Origin of the sequence: Actinomadura rugatobispora (assembly GCF_042656285.1) — a bacterium.
Lineage (GTDB): Bacteria > Actinomycetota > Actinomycetes > Streptosporangiales > Streptosporangiaceae > Spirillospora > Spirillospora rugatobispora.
This window is the reverse complement of record NZ_JBHSON010000007.1, coordinates 87,388-101,742: the sequence shown is the minus strand read 5'-3', so window position 1 is coordinate 101,742 and position 14,355 is coordinate 87,388. Positions and strand designations below refer to the sequence as shown.

Annotated in this window: 14 protein-coding genes; 3 read left to right on the top strand and 11 right to left on the bottom strand. The window is 68.7% G+C overall.

Features of this window, described 5'->3' with window-relative positions; translation table 11 throughout:
- Positions 1–18 precede the first annotated feature (18 nt).
- From ACFPZN_RS06885 to ACFPZN_RS06870, 4 genes are read right to left on the bottom strand one after another with little or no spacing between them, the layout of a single operon-like run.
- Positions 19–1,476, bottom strand: a complete 1,458-nt coding sequence (locus ACFPZN_RS06885; protein WP_378280947.1) for an aldehyde dehydrogenase family protein — start codon at positions 1,474–1,476, stop codon at positions 19–21.
- 23 nt (positions 1,477–1,499) lie between these two features.
- Entirely contained in the window at positions 1,500–2,456 is a 957-nt protein-coding gene (locus ACFPZN_RS06880; protein WP_378280946.1) for a PDR/VanB family oxidoreductase, read from the bottom strand.
- The gene (locus ACFPZN_RS06875; protein WP_378280945.1) at positions 2,449–3,891 is read right to left on the bottom strand and encodes an aldehyde dehydrogenase family protein; all 1,443 of its coding nucleotides are present in this window, start codon (positions 3,889–3,891) and stop codon (positions 2,449–2,451) included. Before ACFPZN_RS06875 ends, ACFPZN_RS06880 begins: the two co-directional genes overlap by 8 nt.
- Positions 3,892–3,938: 47 nt before the next feature.
- On the bottom strand, positions 3,939–5,117 hold the full coding sequence (locus ACFPZN_RS06870; RefSeq protein WP_378281025.1) for a thiolase family protein: 1,179 nt from the start codon (positions 5,115–5,117) through the stop codon (positions 3,939–3,941).
- A 112-nt stretch (positions 5,118–5,229) separates the two neighbouring features.
- On the opposite strand from ACFPZN_RS06870, the gene ACFPZN_RS06865 reads away from it, so the two are divergent.
- On the top strand, positions 5,230–6,135 hold the full coding sequence (locus ACFPZN_RS06865; RefSeq protein ID WP_378280944.1) for an NAD(P)-dependent oxidoreductase: 906 nt from the start codon (positions 5,230–5,232) through the stop codon (positions 6,133–6,135).
- 19 nt (positions 6,136–6,154) lie between these two features.
- On the opposite strand, the gene ACFPZN_RS06860 is transcribed toward ACFPZN_RS06865, so the two are convergent.
- A complete protein-coding gene (locus tag ACFPZN_RS06860; RefSeq protein WP_378280943.1) occupies positions 6,155–6,817 on the bottom strand; it encodes a TetR/AcrR family transcriptional regulator in 663 nt (220 codons plus the stop codon).
- Between the two features lie 145 nt (positions 6,818–6,962).
- Positions 6,963–8,015 (bottom strand): Rieske 2Fe-2S domain-containing protein, encoded by a 1,053-nt coding sequence (locus ACFPZN_RS06855; RefSeq protein WP_378280942.1) that lies wholly within the window; start codon positions 8,013–8,015, stop codon positions 6,963–6,965.
- Between the two features lie 197 nt (positions 8,016–8,212).
- Between ACFPZN_RS06855 and ACFPZN_RS06850 the strand changes: the two genes are divergently transcribed.
- Positions 8,213–9,007, top strand: a complete 795-nt coding sequence (locus ACFPZN_RS06850; protein ID WP_378280941.1) for an SDR family NAD(P)-dependent oxidoreductase — start codon at positions 8,213–8,215, stop codon at positions 9,005–9,007.
- A 137-nt stretch (positions 9,008–9,144) separates the two neighbouring features.
- Entirely contained in the window at positions 9,145–10,560 is a 1,416-nt protein-coding gene (locus tag ACFPZN_RS06845) for an MFS transporter (protein ID WP_378280940.1), read from the top strand.
- A gap of 13 nt (positions 10,561–10,573) precedes the next feature.
- Here ACFPZN_RS06845 and ACFPZN_RS06840 read toward each other — a convergent pair whose 3' ends face one another.
- The 5 genes from ACFPZN_RS06840 to ACFPZN_RS06820 are packed head-to-tail and all read right to left on the bottom strand — an operon-like array spanning position 10,574 to position 14,349.
- Positions 10,574–11,392, bottom strand: coding sequence for an FAD binding domain-containing protein (locus ACFPZN_RS06840; RefSeq protein ID WP_378280939.1), 819 nt, complete (start codon positions 11,390–11,392; stop codon positions 10,574–10,576).
- On the bottom strand, positions 11,389–11,871 hold the full coding sequence (locus ACFPZN_RS06835) for a (2Fe-2S)-binding protein (protein WP_378280938.1): 483 nt from the start codon (positions 11,869–11,871) through the stop codon (positions 11,389–11,391). Before ACFPZN_RS06835 ends, ACFPZN_RS06840 begins: the two co-directional genes overlap by 4 nt.
- A gap of 2 nt (positions 11,872–11,873) precedes the next feature.
- Positions 11,874–12,116 (bottom strand): Clp protease/crotonase-like domain-containing protein, encoded by a 243-nt coding sequence (locus ACFPZN_RS06830; protein ID WP_378280937.1) that lies wholly within the window; start codon positions 12,114–12,116, stop codon positions 11,874–11,876.
- Positions 12,113–12,877, bottom strand: a complete 765-nt coding sequence (locus ACFPZN_RS06825) for an SDR family NAD(P)-dependent oxidoreductase (RefSeq protein WP_378280936.1) — start codon at positions 12,875–12,877, stop codon at positions 12,113–12,115. Before ACFPZN_RS06825 ends, ACFPZN_RS06830 begins: the two co-directional genes overlap by 4 nt.
- Positions 12,874–14,349 carry an aldehyde dehydrogenase family protein gene (locus tag ACFPZN_RS06820; RefSeq protein WP_378280935.1) on the bottom strand — a complete coding sequence of 492 codons (1,476 nt, stop codon included), beginning with the start codon at positions 14,347–14,349 and terminating at the stop codon, positions 12,874–12,876. The genes ACFPZN_RS06825 and ACFPZN_RS06820 overlap by 4 nt, the downstream gene beginning before the upstream one ends.
- Between the last annotated feature and the right edge of the window lie 6 nt (positions 14,350–14,355).

Below are 14,355 nucleotides of genomic sequence, written 5' to 3'. Positions count from 1 at the left end.
GCGCGCGGCCCAGCGCGCTCATTGTTGAATGGCGCTGACTTCAAGGAACTCCTCAATGCCGAACCGGCCGAGCTCGCGCCCGATGCCGGACCGACCGAAGCCACCGAACGGAGCTCGCGGGTTGAACCGCGCGCCATTGATGTCGATCTGCCCGGTGCGAATGCGCTTGGCGATGGCCACCGCCCGCTCTTCGTCGGCGGACCATACTCCACCGGCGAGACCGTAGTCGGAGTCGTTGGCGATCGCGACCGCGTCGTCGATGCCGTCGTGTCCAACGATCACCAAGACCGGGCCGAAGATCTCCTCCTGCGCCAGACGCGAGCCGCGTGGCACGTCGGAGTAGGCGACGGGTGCGACGTAGTAGCCGCCCTCGTGGCCGAGGTCGTCCACGCTGCCTCGGGCGATCTCACGCAAGCCCTCCGCACGAGCGACCTCGAGATAGTCCTCGACGGTTCGCTTCTGGGCAGCGGATGCCAGCGGGCCCAGCCGCGCGCCCTCAGCGAGAGGGTGCGTCACCGGCATCTTGGCCATCTCAGCGGCCACGAGTTCGTCGACCTCGACCAGCCGGGATCGCGGAACGATCATGCGGGTCCACGCCGTGCAGGTCTGTCCCGAGTTCGTGAACGCGTGGCGAACCGACGCCTTCACCGCCGTGGTGAGATCGGCGTCCTCGGCGATGATGCTGGCGGACTTGCCGCCAAGCTCGAGGGCGACCTTCGTGATGTTGGCCGCCGCGACCGCGGCGACGCGAGCGCCGGCCCGCGTCGATCCCGTGAAGGAGACGATGCCCACGTCCCGGTGCCCCGCGATCGCCTCGCCCACCCCCGGACCTTCACCCGTGACGACATTGAGCAGGCCGGCCGGCACGCCGGCCGCATCCGCCGCCTCGGCAAGGATGAACGCGCTCAGCGGAGCGACGTTGGCGGGCTTGAGCACCGTCCCGCAGCCCGCCGCGATGGCGGCACCGAGCTTCGCGGCGATCTGGTGCAGCGGGTAGTTCCACGGGGTGATCGCACCGACCACGCCGACCGGCGTCCGATGGACCAGAGAGTTGCCGATCGTCTGCTCCAGTTCCAGCTCTCGCACGTCGGCGGCATAGCCGCGCAGCACGCTGAGAGGCAGCCCGACCTGGAGCAGCCGCGACATCCGCAGCGGCGTGCCGACCTCGAGCGCCACGGTGCAAGCGATCTCGTCGGCCCGCGCCTCGATCTCATCGGCGAGTCGCTCCAGCAGCGCCGCCCGCTCGGCCACCGAGGAGGACGACCACCTTTCCGTGGCCAGCCTCGCGGCCTGAACCGCGCGATCGACGTCGGCCATCGATGCCTGAGCGACCTTGGCGAGCACCTCGCCGGACCCCGAGTTCGTCACCGCCACCAGATCCTGCTCGCCCGTCGGCTCGACCCACTTGCCGTCGAGATAGATGTGAGCGCGGTCGTCGACGGTGATCTCGCGAGCGTCTTCCGTCGTGGCGGTCATCGAAGTCTCCAAGAATCGTCGGCTCACAGCTCGAGGGTGAGCTTGTCGGAGAGCGCCCGCGACACGCAGATCATCATCACGTCGCCCTCGGCTCGCTCTTCGTCGGTCAGGTAGGAGTCACGGTGCTCAGGTCGTCCGGCCAGCACCCGCGTCTCGCACGTCCCGCAGATGCCTTCACGACAGGACGACATCGCGAAGACGCCGGCCTTCTCGACCGCTTCGAGCAGCGTCTCGTCAGGCGCGACGACGATCGTGACCTCGCTGTCGACGAGCTCGAGCTCGACCGCCCGGTTCTCGCCATCGTCCACCTGACCGGCGACGAACCGCTCGAGACGGAGAGTCCAGTCCGCGCCCGCCGCCCGCTGCTCGAGTGCGGCCAGCAGCCCGTCGGGCCCGCAGGCGAAGACCGCCGTCCCGAGACCGGCTTCTTTGAGCACGACGTCCAAGTCGAGCAGACCGCGTTCGTTCTGCGGCCAGAGCTCGACGGCGCCCGGATGGCGACGCTCGAGCTCCTCGCCGTAGGCCATCGACGCGGGACTGCGGCCGCCATAAGTCAGCCGCCAGCTCGCTCCGCGTCGGTCAGCCTCGGCGATCATCGGGATCAACGGGGTGATGCCGATCCCCCCCGCCACGAACTCGTAATGATCGGCATCGACGAGGGGGAAGCGGTTGCGCGGTCCTCGCACGATCACCTCGGCGCCCGGTCGCAGGTTCTCGTGGACGGCCCGCGAGCCGCCGCGGCTCGTCTCGGGCTGCAGCACCGCGATCCGCCAGCGACCACCGTCGCCCGTGTCGCCGCACAACGAGTAGTGACGAAGCAGGTCCGGGGCGAGCTGGAGCTCCACGTGCGCCCCTGGCTCCCACGCCGGCAGGGCGGTGCCGGGTCGCGGACCCAGCTCCAGTTCGACCACGCGGTCCGCGACCTCGCGACGACCGAAGACCACGAGGGACAGCTCGACCTCAGGCGAGCGCTCAGCCATCGCCGTCCTCTAGCAGGATCTGCACGCTCTTGGTGTAGGTCATCTCTTCGTAGCCCTCGATCCCGCTGACCCGGCCGTAACCACTCTCGGCGATCCCGCCCATCGCGTACGCCGGGTCGCCGCGCCGGTATTGGTTGACCCACACAGTGCCGGCGGACAGCTTGTTACTCACCCGATGCGCACGGTCCAGGTTCTTCGTCCACACGGCCAGCGACAGCCCGTACGCGGTGTCGTTGGCGAGCTCGACAGCATCCCGCTCGGACTTGAATCGCGAGATCGCCAAGACCGGACCGAAGACCTCCTCCTGGAAGACGCGCATGGAGCGGGACACCTCGGTGAAGATCGCCGGCCGGATCAGCTGGGGGTGGTCGAGCTGCTCCCCGCCGTAGACCAGACGGGCGCCGTCCTCGCGACCCGCCGCGACGTAAGACCTGATCCGCTCGAGCTGACCGACGGTGGCGGTCGGACCCATGTCGGTGGCCTCGTCGGACGGGTCGCCGATCACCAGGCCGTCGACGTACTCGAGGACCCGCTCGAGGACTCGGTCGTGGATGGAGTCCTCGATGATGGCCCGGCCACCGCACATGCAGCTCTGGCCGGCCGCAGCGGTGAAGCCCTGAGCCACGGCGAGGGCCGCCTTCTCGACATCGGCATCGGCGAACACCACATTGGCCGACTTGCCGCCGAGCTCCATGACGACTGGAACCAGCCGGTCCGCCGCGTGCCGGGCAACGATCCTGCCTCCCGCCGGGCTACCGGTGAACGCCAGCTTCGCCACGTCGGGGTGGGAGCACAACCGGGCGCCGACGACGGCGCCCATGCCCGTGACGACGTTGAAGGTTCCCGGCGGGAAGCCGGCCTCGTGGGCGAGCTCAGCGAGTGCGAGGGTCGAGACCGGGGCGACCTCGGAGGGTTTGACCACGATCGTGTTGCCGGCCGCCAGCGCGGAAGAGGCCGACTGGGCCATGATCACGCCCGGCGTGTTCCACGGCGACTGAATGCCGACCACGCCGTACGGCATTCGTCGGGTCATCGCCAGGACCCGCGGGTCGCGACCCGCGGGGACGGTGTCGACATAGGTCTCAGCGACGCTGGCGGCGTAGCGGAAGTACCCGCTGATCGAGCCGTACATCCCGCGCTCCTCGCGGATGACCTTGCCGTTGTCACGCGACTCCAGCCTGGCCAGGCGCTCGACATCCCGGTCGAGCAGGTCGGCGAAGCGGCGCAGGGTCGCGGCGCGGGGATACGCACTCGCAGCCCAGTCCGACTCGACGACTGCCGAGCGAGCGGCCGCTACCGCTCGGTCGACGTCGGTCTCGTCACCCTCGGGGATGCGCGCGAACGCCTCCTGGGACCATGGGTCGACCGACTCAAAGGTCCTGCCGGACCGTGCCGGCACCCACTCACCGTCGATGTACATCAAGTAGACGTCCATGGCCGCCTTTCGGGCTGTGAGCCGGTTCAGGCTCGGCATGTTCGGGGTCAGAGAGCTTCGAGCAGCAACGCGTTGGCCATGCCGCCCGCCTCGCACATCGTGACGAGGGCGCTCTTCGTCGAACCCCCGATGGCGTGCACGGCCGTGGTGGCCAACCGCGCGCCGGAGGCGCCCGTCGGATGCCCTAGTGCGATCGCACCACCGCGCGGGTTGAGTCGATCCGGGTCGGCGTCGAGGCTGCCCGCCCAGGCAAGCGGCACGGGGGCGAAGGCTTCATTGACCTCGACGTGATCGATGTCGTCGAGCTCGCGCCCCAACCGGTCGAGCAGCTTCGTCGTCGCCGGGATCGGCGCCGTGAGCATCTGGATCGGGTCCTCGGCGGTCACGACGCCACCGACGATCCGCGCCATCGGCGTCAGGCCGTTCTTCTCCGCATACCGCTCGCTGACAACGAGCAGAGCCGAAGCCCCATCTGCCAGCGGCGACGAGTTACCCGCCGTGATCGACCAGCCGATCTCGGGGAATCGCTGCTTGTCGACCTCATTCTCGAAGGCGGGCCGAAGGCCGGACAGCGCCTCGACCGTCGAACCCTCGCGAATCGTCTCGTCCTGGTCCAAGACCACCGCTCCGGATGCGCTGCGGATCGGGACGATCTCGGCGTCGAAAGCGCCGGCCGCGCGGGCCTGCGCCGCACGCCGGTGCGAGGTGACCGAGTACTCGTCGAGCAGCTCTCGGCCCAGCCCCCAGCGGGCCGCGACGAGCTCGGCGGCGATGCCCTGGGACACGAGCCCAGGCGGGTAGCGCCGCGCGGCGCCGCCGAACGCATCGGCGCCCTGCCGGTTGGAACCCATCGGCACCCGGCTCATCGACTCCACACCCGCCGCGACGACCACGTCCTGGCTGCCACCGGCGATGGCCTGGTAAGCGAACTGCAGCGACTGCAGGCTCGAACCGCAGCGGCGGTCGATGGTCACCGACGGCACGTGCTCGGGCAGGCCGGCCGCCAACCAGGCCCAGCGTCCTGGCGTCGCCGACTGCTCGGCCACTTGCGATACGCAGCCGGTGACCACGTCCTCGACCTCTGCCGGGTCGACCCCGGTCTGCTCGACAAGTGCGGCGAGCACCTGGCTCAGCAGGTCGATCGGATGAATGCCGACCAGCGCGCCCGTCGGCTTTCCCTTGCCGATGGGCGACCGGAGCGCCCCGACCACCACTGCGGCGTTCACCATGATTGCCCCTTCGGCGACGCAGACTTCCTTAGTCACATTGATACATTATCTGCGTCATGGTGTCATGATATGCGACCGACTTCACACACGGAACCCGCGAGGACATGAGATGAGCGCTTCGACTCCCCCGCCCGCCGCGACCGCGCCGGACGCACCCGGCCTGGCTCTCCGCGTCGGCTTCATCGGGCTTGGCAACATGGGGGCAGGGATGGCCCGCAACGTACGCGCCGCGGGCGTCGAGACCGTCGTGTACGACACTCGCGCCGAGGCCGTGGCGGAACTGACTGATCTCGGGGCGACCGCCGCTGCGCATTCCGGCGAGGCGTGCCTTGGCGTCGAGGTGTTGTGCGTGGCCGTCTTCGACGAGACGCAGGTGCGGGCGGCCTTGCTCGGCGACGCCACCGGCCCGGGAGCGCTCACGACCGCCGCACCCGGCACCGTGATCGCCATCCACAGCACGGTCTCCGCTGCCTTCGTGCGAGAGCTCGCGGACATCGCGATGCGCCAGGACGTGCACGTCATCGACGTGGCCATGACCGGGGGCGGCGACGTGGCCGCTCGGGCCGGGACCCTCACCTTCATGGTCGGCGGGCCCACTCGAGCGGTCCAGCGCTGCCGCCCGGTGCTCGACCTCATGGCGAGCAACGTGTTCCACGTCGGCGAGACCGGCGCCGGCGTCAGCGCCAAGATCGTCAACAACTTCCTCGCCACCAGCAACGTCGCGCTGGTGCGGGAGGCCCTGGCCATCGCCCGGGGTTGCGGCTTCGACGAGTCGCTGCTCGAGGTCATCGGCGCCGGTGGAGTGGGCTCGAGCTGGGTCAGCAACAACTGGGACCGGATTCGCGCCCAGGAGGAGACCTACACGACCGGCCGCGAGGGCATGGCACGGATGTGGGCGAAAGACCTTGCACTGGCCGCCGGTCTCGCCGGTCAGCACGACGTGCCGACCCCCATCGCCGACTTCCTCATCGAGCACATCGTTCCCGAGGTCGGTGCTCAGGGCCTCACCGGCTGACCCGACGCCGCGGCGAGGGCTACTGCTCCTTGCCACGCGACCGGCGCGTGCCGGCCTTCGGCGCCTCGACCGCCTGCTCGGCTTCGGGCAGCATCAGCCCCGGCAACGCGAACGTGCGAAGCATGAACTTCACGTGCTCGTCGTCATGGCGACTGATGACCGGGTTGGGCCCGAGCATCGAGAACACCAGATGCGTGACCCACTCGGTCGCGTCGGCGACCGTGATGTCCTTGCGCAACTCTCCGCGCTGCTGCGCGCGGCGGATCAGTGGCGCAAGGAAGCGTTCAACGAGGCGAGTGAACTCCGTGCCGCCGAACAACGCCTCCATCGTCTGGCCGGACTCCTCGACTGCGAAGAGACGGGACAAGGTCGGACTCTCGTTGACTCGCCGGGACATCAACAGCGCGACCTCGATGACGCCCTCGCCGAACGACGCCCTCTCGTAGATGAGCCGGCCCTCGCGGCTCAACTCCTCGAATTCGCGGGAGATGACCGCGACGAATATGTCCTCCTTCGACGCGAAGTAGCGGTAGACCGTCCGACGGGACAGTCGAACCTCACGGGCGATCTCGTCGATCGTCGTCTTGCCGACTCCGTAGCGGTAGAAGCACGCGGCGGCCCCATCGACCAGCCGGGCCCGGGTGGCATCACCCGGAGCCAGGTTCTCGGCGCGGCGTGCCATGTTCGAACTCCCTACAATTGTTCTTCTTGTGACTCTTACCCGCCGGGTCGGACGTCGGCGCGAGACTATCGCATCATCGCGCCACGAGCCCGACTCGGCGCCGTCGTCCGCGCTGGAATTGCCGGTCCCGTGCCGGCGCCGTCGGTCACGACGCCGGCGTGTAGGTGGTCGGCGACTCCGGGAACGGCAGGTCCGCAGGGACCGGCGCCGCCTTCGGGGGCTGCGGCGCGTTGTCCTCGCGGAAGCGGCGGGCCCAGGCGCGGAAGGCGCCGATGGTCTTGCGCTCGTCACCCACGAGCGGAGCGTTCTCGATGTAGATCTGGTTGTCCCAGATGATCCGGTCGTTGCCTCCGGCGTTGAGGGCCTGCTTGCGCTGCTCGTCGATCACGGCCTTCGCGCGCCCCTTGGGCTCGTCGGTGTCGTCGAGCCGACCGACCCAGATCGAGAGGGAGTAGACCGACGTCTCGTGGTCGATCGGCGTGATGGCACTGATCTGAGCAGTGGGGTGAAGTCCGTGGAGTCGGCTGTAGACGACGCCCAGGCCCCACTGGTAGTTCTCAATGCGCACCTTGACGTCCCCCTCGCGGGTCGGGACGTGTCCGGTGAAGTCGGTGAAGAACATGTCGCCGTCGGCACCTCCGCCGTTGAGCAACGGCACGTCCGCCCACTTGTGGACCGTCCGGAGGTGGCTGATGTCCGCAACGTTCTCGAAGGCGAACTGCGGCGGAAAGGTCACGTTCGCCCGCTGAGCGCCGTGCGGATACAGCGGGTAGAAGGCCGGGTCCTCCGACTCTGCCACTCGAGGCGGCAGGTATGTCGGTTCCTCGTCGCCCTTTCGCGAGAACCACATGTAAACAATGCCGTCCTGCTCCTGGGTTCGGTGCGTGCCCAGGCTCTTCTTGATGCACCGGTCGAGGTACGGGATCTTTGTGTTGGCGCCATCGATGCCGCTCCACTCCCAGTTGTGGAAGGGGCACATGATGCTCTCGCCGCGCACCTCGCCGCCGTGTCCGAGGTGAGCTCCCATGTGCTGGCAGTGCGCGTCGAGCAGGTGGACATCACCGCTCTCACCTCGGAAGGCGACCAGGTCGCGCCCGAAGTACCGGAGCGGCATCACCCCGCCGGCTTGGAGCTCCCCGCTCCAGAACGCGTGGTACCAGCCGGTGCCGTACTGGCGGATCATCTCAACCTCGGCCATGGGAACTCCCTTGTCGTGGCACCACGCCGGGCGCCGCTCTCCAGCTCACCCGCTCACATCGCGATCTCGCGAGCCGGACTCACACTCCGACCATGTCACATTGTACCTGAATGTGTGCTGTAATGACATCGAGTCAAACGACCTACCTCACCAGGTCCTCAGACACCCACCGGACGGCACAAACGGAAGGCCCGGCTTTGAGTTCTCCCGCAACGGATGTCACTGACCTGACCGGCAAGGCCGCCATCATCACGGGCAGCGGGACCGGCATCGGCCGAGAGATCGCACTGCTGCTCGCGCGGCGCGGCGCAGACGTGGTCCTGGCGGCACGCAACGAGGAGCGGCTGATCGCGACCGCCGAGCAGATCGCAGCGACAACCGGCCGCAAGGCACAGGTGGTACCGACCGACGTCAGGGACGACGACCAGATGCGCGCCCTCGTCGACGCCGCCGTCGCGTCCCACGGTCGCCTGGACGTGCTCGTCAACAATGCCGGTGGCTCCTACTTGAAGCCGATGGTGGACCTGGACATCGCCGAGTGGGACCGGATCATCTCATTGAACCTGACCAGCGTCTTCTCGGCGACGAAGGCGGCCATCCCCCACTTGGAGGCTGATGGAGGCGGTTCCATCGTGAACATCTCCTCCTCATCCGCGTCGACCGGCACGCTCGGCGGTGCGGCCTACAGCGCCGCGAAGAGCGGCGTGGAGATGCTGACCAAGGTCGCCGCGGCCGAGCTCGGACCACGAGGCATTCGCGTCAACTGCGTGGCGCCCGGATTGACTCGCTCCGAGGGCGCTGAGCGCTCCTGGAGCCGGGGCAATCTTGATGTGTCCGGGAGCGAGGAACGCATGCCGCTGCGTCGAGTGGCCGAGCCGCTCGAGATCGCCAAGCTGGTGCTGTTCCTCGTCTCCGACCATGCCTCGTACCTCACCGGCGAGGTGCTCCACGCCGATGGCGGTCCCAAGATGGACGGAATCCCCGAGATCTGATCCTCGTCGCGGCGGCTTCGGCGGACACACGGGGCGGCGACGCCGGCGAGCCGAACCGGCAACACCGTCAGCGTGTCATTGTGACAGGAGGTCGGGACAGCGTGTCACGCTCTCGTCGCGCAACGACCCCGGGCGAGATGGCGCAGCGCCGTGACCGGCGTACCGCCGACGCTCGGCCCCGCGAGTGGCAGTTCCTGACACCCCTCGCGCTCGGCTCGATGCTCAACCCGGTGAACTCCTCCATGATCGCGACAGCGCTCGTCCCGATCGGCGGCGATCTGGGCATCTCGCCGGGACGAACCGCCGTACTCGTGTCGGTCCTCTATCTTGTGTGCGCGGTGGCGCAACCGACGCTCGGACGCATCGGTGAGGTGTTCGGAGCGCGCCGCGTCTTCCTCATCGGCTCGGCACTGGTGGCCGTTTTCGGCGTCGTCGGCGCACTGGGCACCAGCCTTGGGATGCTGGTGCTCGCGCGCGTGTTCATCGGCGTCGGCACCTCGGCGGCCTTCCCGAACGCGATGCTCATCATCCGTGCCCGTCAGCAACGCGAGGAAGGCTGGGATCCTCGCCCCAGCCTGGGCGTGATGACGGTCGCAGCACAAGTGACGACCGCTGCCGGTCTGCCGATCGGCGGGCTGCTGGTCGAGTTGGCCGGATGGCGCGCCGTCTTCCTGTTCAACGTGCCCGTCGTCGCGCTTTGTCTGACCATGACCATGCTCTGGATTCCCCGCGACGAGCGCGCCCCACTCAGGCCGGGGGCAGCGCTGACGCGCATCGACCCCATTGGCGTCGTGCTCTTCACAGCGACCATCGGCGGCCTCCTCGCCGCCATGCAGACACTGGGCCGCGTCACTTGGACAGCTCTCACCGTCTCCGTCATCGGTCTTGTCGTGCTGCTGTGCTGGGAACGACGCGCGTCGTCACCGTTCATCGACGTACGATCGCTGGCCCGGAACGGCGCGTTGACCCGCACCTACCTGCGGACCGGGCTCACCTACGGCACGACGTACACGATGATGTACGCCTACACCCAGTGGATGCAGGAAGGCCGTGGCCTCGACGCTTGGGTCGCGGGGTTGGTGATGGTTCCGATGACCGGCGTCGCCGCCGCCCTCAGCTGGCTGCTGTCGCGCCGCGGCTTGATCCGCCCCTCGCTGCGTGTCGCCGCCGTGGCCGTGACCGTCACCGCCGCCGGCTTGATCCTGCTCCGGGACGACACGCCAATCCCGTTCCTCCTACTCGCGGCGTTCGGCTTCGGCATCGTCCTGGGCGGCATGAGCACGGGTAACCAGAACGCGCTCTACGCTCAGGCGCCGGCCTGCGACCTCGGCACGTCGTCCGGCCTGTACCGAACAGCGACGTACCTTGGCGCCATCGGCTCGAGCGCCCTCACTGCCGTCGCGTACGCCGACGGCGTCGACGACGGCGGCTTCCGCATCATCTCGATCGCTCTGGTGATCGTTGGACTCGCGGTGTCCGTGCTCACCTTCGCCGATCGCACACTGGCGCGCACGACCCACGACCCTCCCCAGGATGCCGGAGTGCGCAGCTGAGGTCGTGTCGCAGTCAGTGCGTGCTCTCGCCCGCCAGCGCTCGCCGTAGCAGGACACGGGCGAGATGACGCCGGTAGTCCGCCGTCGCCGTGGCGTCCGAGAGTGGATCAGAGCCCGCGTCAGCCAAAGCCGCCACTTCGTCGTAGGGCCGCCCCAGGCGTAGCGCCGACTCCGCTTGCGCCGCACGAAGCGTGGTCCAGCCCATTCCAGCCAGTCCGATCCCGGGCACCTCCCCACCGACGTAGGCGACACCCACGACCGCCCAGAGCATCGCGCGCGGGCGGAACTTCTGGAACGCCCACGGGAGTCGATCATGAGCGGGCACATCGACAGCCGTCACGAGCAGCGGTCGCGCCGCGGCCCTGCGTGCGTTCAGGAAAGTCTCCACGTCGTCGACGTGCTCGCCATCCTGGTCGCGGTAGTGGACCAGGGCTCGCAGCGCCACCAGCGCAGCGGGGAGGTCGGCCGCCGGATCGGCATTGCACAGCGACCCTCCCAGGGTGCCGAGATGACGCACCTGCGGATCGGCCACGGCCGATGCCGCCTGCGCCAGCAAGGGGACGACCCGGCGGATGTGCGGATCCAGCTCGAGTTCCGCATGCCGCGTCATCGCCCCGATCCGCACCCGCTCGCCGGCTACGTCGAAGCCACGCAGCTCCCGTACGCCGGACAGGTCGACCAGACGCTCAGGTCCGGTCTGCGTTGCTTTCATCGCCACCAGGAGGCTCTGTCCGCCGGCCAACGGAATGGCAGGTCGGCTCGGATCGAGCAAGGCAGCCAGCGCCGCATGCAGATCGGTTGGCAGATCAAGCGCGAAGTCGTGGTCGATCACGACGGTCTCTTCTGAGCATCGGCGGTCGCGAGCAGCGCAGCCACGATGTTGTGGTACCCGGTACAGCGGCACAGATTGCCCTTCAAGGCCCGCCGCGCACTCTCCTCGTCGCAGACGCGACCCTCCTCGAGCGCGCTCACGGCGGCCATCACCATGCCCGGCGTGCAGAAGCCGCACTGCAGGGCATGACAGTTCCTGAAGCTCTCCTGCACCGGGTGAAGGTCGGTCTCGCCGGCGAGCGCCTCGATCGTGGTGACGGTACGGTCCCGCGCCTGAGCGACAAGGACCGTGCACGACTTCACAGAGCGCCCGTCGAGCAGCACGGTGCAGGCGCCGCACGTCGTCGTCTCGCAGCCGGTGCGGGTGCCGCGCAACCCGAGATGATCGCGCAGTGCCTCGAGGAGCAACGTGCGCGGCTCTACCTCGAGCTCGGCCTGCGCGCCATTCACCGTCAAGAAGATGCGCAAGCGCTCGGACATGCTCAGTGTCCCTTCCAGTGGGGCGTGCGCTTCTCCTTGAACGCCAGGGCGCCTTCGCGGGCGTTCTCGGAGGAGCGCACCGGCTCAATGACGCCGACCGCAAGGGCAGGATCGTTGTCGAGTTCGTCGAGCGCCTCGGCGATCGCCACCGAGGCCGCGGCGTTGATCGCGTTGCGGACCTCGGGTCGGTTGACCACGATCGACGGCACTCCGCCGATCCGCTCGGTCAGGACTTCACCGCTCATCGAGCGGGCATCCGGATCGCCCCGTCGAGGCGGATCGTCTCGCCGTTCAACATCGGGTTGTCGATGATGTGCATCGCCAACCCGGCGTACTCCTCCGGCCGGCCGAGCCGGGCAGGGTGGGGTACCGCGGCGGCCAGGTTGGCCCGGATCTCGTCGGAGAATCGGGACAGGATCGGGGTGTCGAAGGTGCCGGGGGCGATTGTGCATACCCGAACCAGCCGCGATGCCAGGTCACGCGCGGCCACCAGCGTCATGCCGACCACGCCGGCCTTGGCCGAGGCGTACGGCGTCTGGCCGGTCTGCCCCTCCCACGCGGCAACCGAGGCGGTCATGATGCAAACGCCGCGCTCACCCTCGACGGGCTCGTTGCCGACCATCGCGGCCGCGGCCAGCCGCAGGGCGTTGAAACTGCCGACCAGGTTGGTTTCGATCAGCGATCGGTAGGTGTCGAGGGCGCCCGGCACACCGTGTCGGTCAACCACCCGGACGGTGCCCCCGCGACCGGCGCAGTGCACCAGCGCACGCAGCGGCGCCACCGTTGCAGCGGCCTCGACCGCGGCTGACATGGCCTCGGCGTCGGCGACGTCCGCGGGGGCGAAGGTGCACAGGTCGCCGAGACCGTCGGCGATCTCGGCGCCCTGGGAGGAAGGCAGGTCGACGACGACGGTGTGGACCCCGCGCTCGACAAGCGAGCGGACCGTCGCCAGGCCGAGGCCCGACGCACCACCGGTCACCAGCGCGGACGCGTTCTCAAGCCTCATCCGGCAGCCACCGGCCACGTGATCGTCTTGTGCTGTAGGTACTCCTCGAGGCCCCACCGCCCCCACTCCCGGCCAAGGCCGCTGTGCTTGTAGCCGCCGAAAGGACCGTGGGGGGTGACCCGGCCACCGCCGCCATTGACGGCGACCGACCCGGTCCGGATGCGCTGCGCAACGGAGTAGGCGCGGCTGACGTCGCGCGACCAGACTCCCCCGGCCAACCCGTAGCGGCTGTCGTTGGCGATCTTGATCGCCTCCTCGTCGTCATCGAAGGGGATCACCACCATGACCGGGCCGAAGAACTCGTCCTGAGCGACGCTCATTGAGTTCTCGACGTCGACCATCACAGTCGGCTCAAGGAAGTAGCCCGTGTCCAGGCCCTCCGGCCGCTTGCCGCCGACAGCGATCCGGGCGCCCTCTTCCACGCCACGCGCGATCATCGACTCGACACGTTCGCGTTGGCCGGCGCTGATGATCGGCCCGACCGTCACGGTGGGGTCGGTGGCCGGGTCGCCGATCTTGACCCCGCTCGCAAGGGCCGTGACCCGCTCGACCAGCTCGTCGTGGAGGGATCGGTGCACCAGGGTGCGGGTGAGCATGCCGCACCCCTGACCGCAGTTCGCAGTGAAGTTGCGGAGAACGTCGGTGGCGACCCGGTCGAGGTCGGCGTCCTCGAGCACGATGTTGGCGGACTTGCCACCGAGCTCGAGAACCACCTTCTTCAGGGTCGGGGCGGCCTGCGCCATGATGCGGCGTCCAGTCGCGTCGGAGCCCGTGAAGCTCACCAAGTCGACGGCCTCGTGCGTAGTGATCACCTCGCCGACCTCGGGCGACCCGGTGACGAGGTTGAGCACTCCTGCCGGCAGGCCGGCCTCGTCCGCGATCTCGGCCAGCACGAACGCGGAAAGTGGCGCCAGCGGCGAAGGCATCAGCACCGTGGTACACCCTGCGACCATTGCCGGGCCGAGCTTGAACAGGCTCAGCATCCACGGCGCGTTGAACGGGCTGATCGCGCTGACCACACCGAACGGCTCACGGTGCACCACGCCCTGGCCGACCAGGGAGCCGACGATGTTGGGCAGCATCGGCTCGACGAACTCGAACCCCGGGACGACCCGCTCCATCAAGTCGATCCAGCGCTCGATCGGGACGTCGACGAACGAGGTCGTCGCCGCGCGGGTGCGGCCGACCTCGACGGAGTCGATACCGGCCAGCTCGTCCCGTCGCTTCACCATGATGCCGCTCATCTTGAGCAGCACCTCAGCGCGCTCACGGTAGGTGAGCCGCGGCCACGGTCCTTCCTCGAAGGCCACCCGGGCCGCGAGCACCGCGTCCTCCGCGTCCTTCGCGGTGGCGACAGGCACACGGCCGATGACACGTTCGGTCGCGGGGCCGATGACATCGGCCTGGGTCGGCTCATGCGGTGGCCTCCAGGCCCCGTCGATGTAGAGCCGGTCCCACTCGTACTGCTTCATGAACTT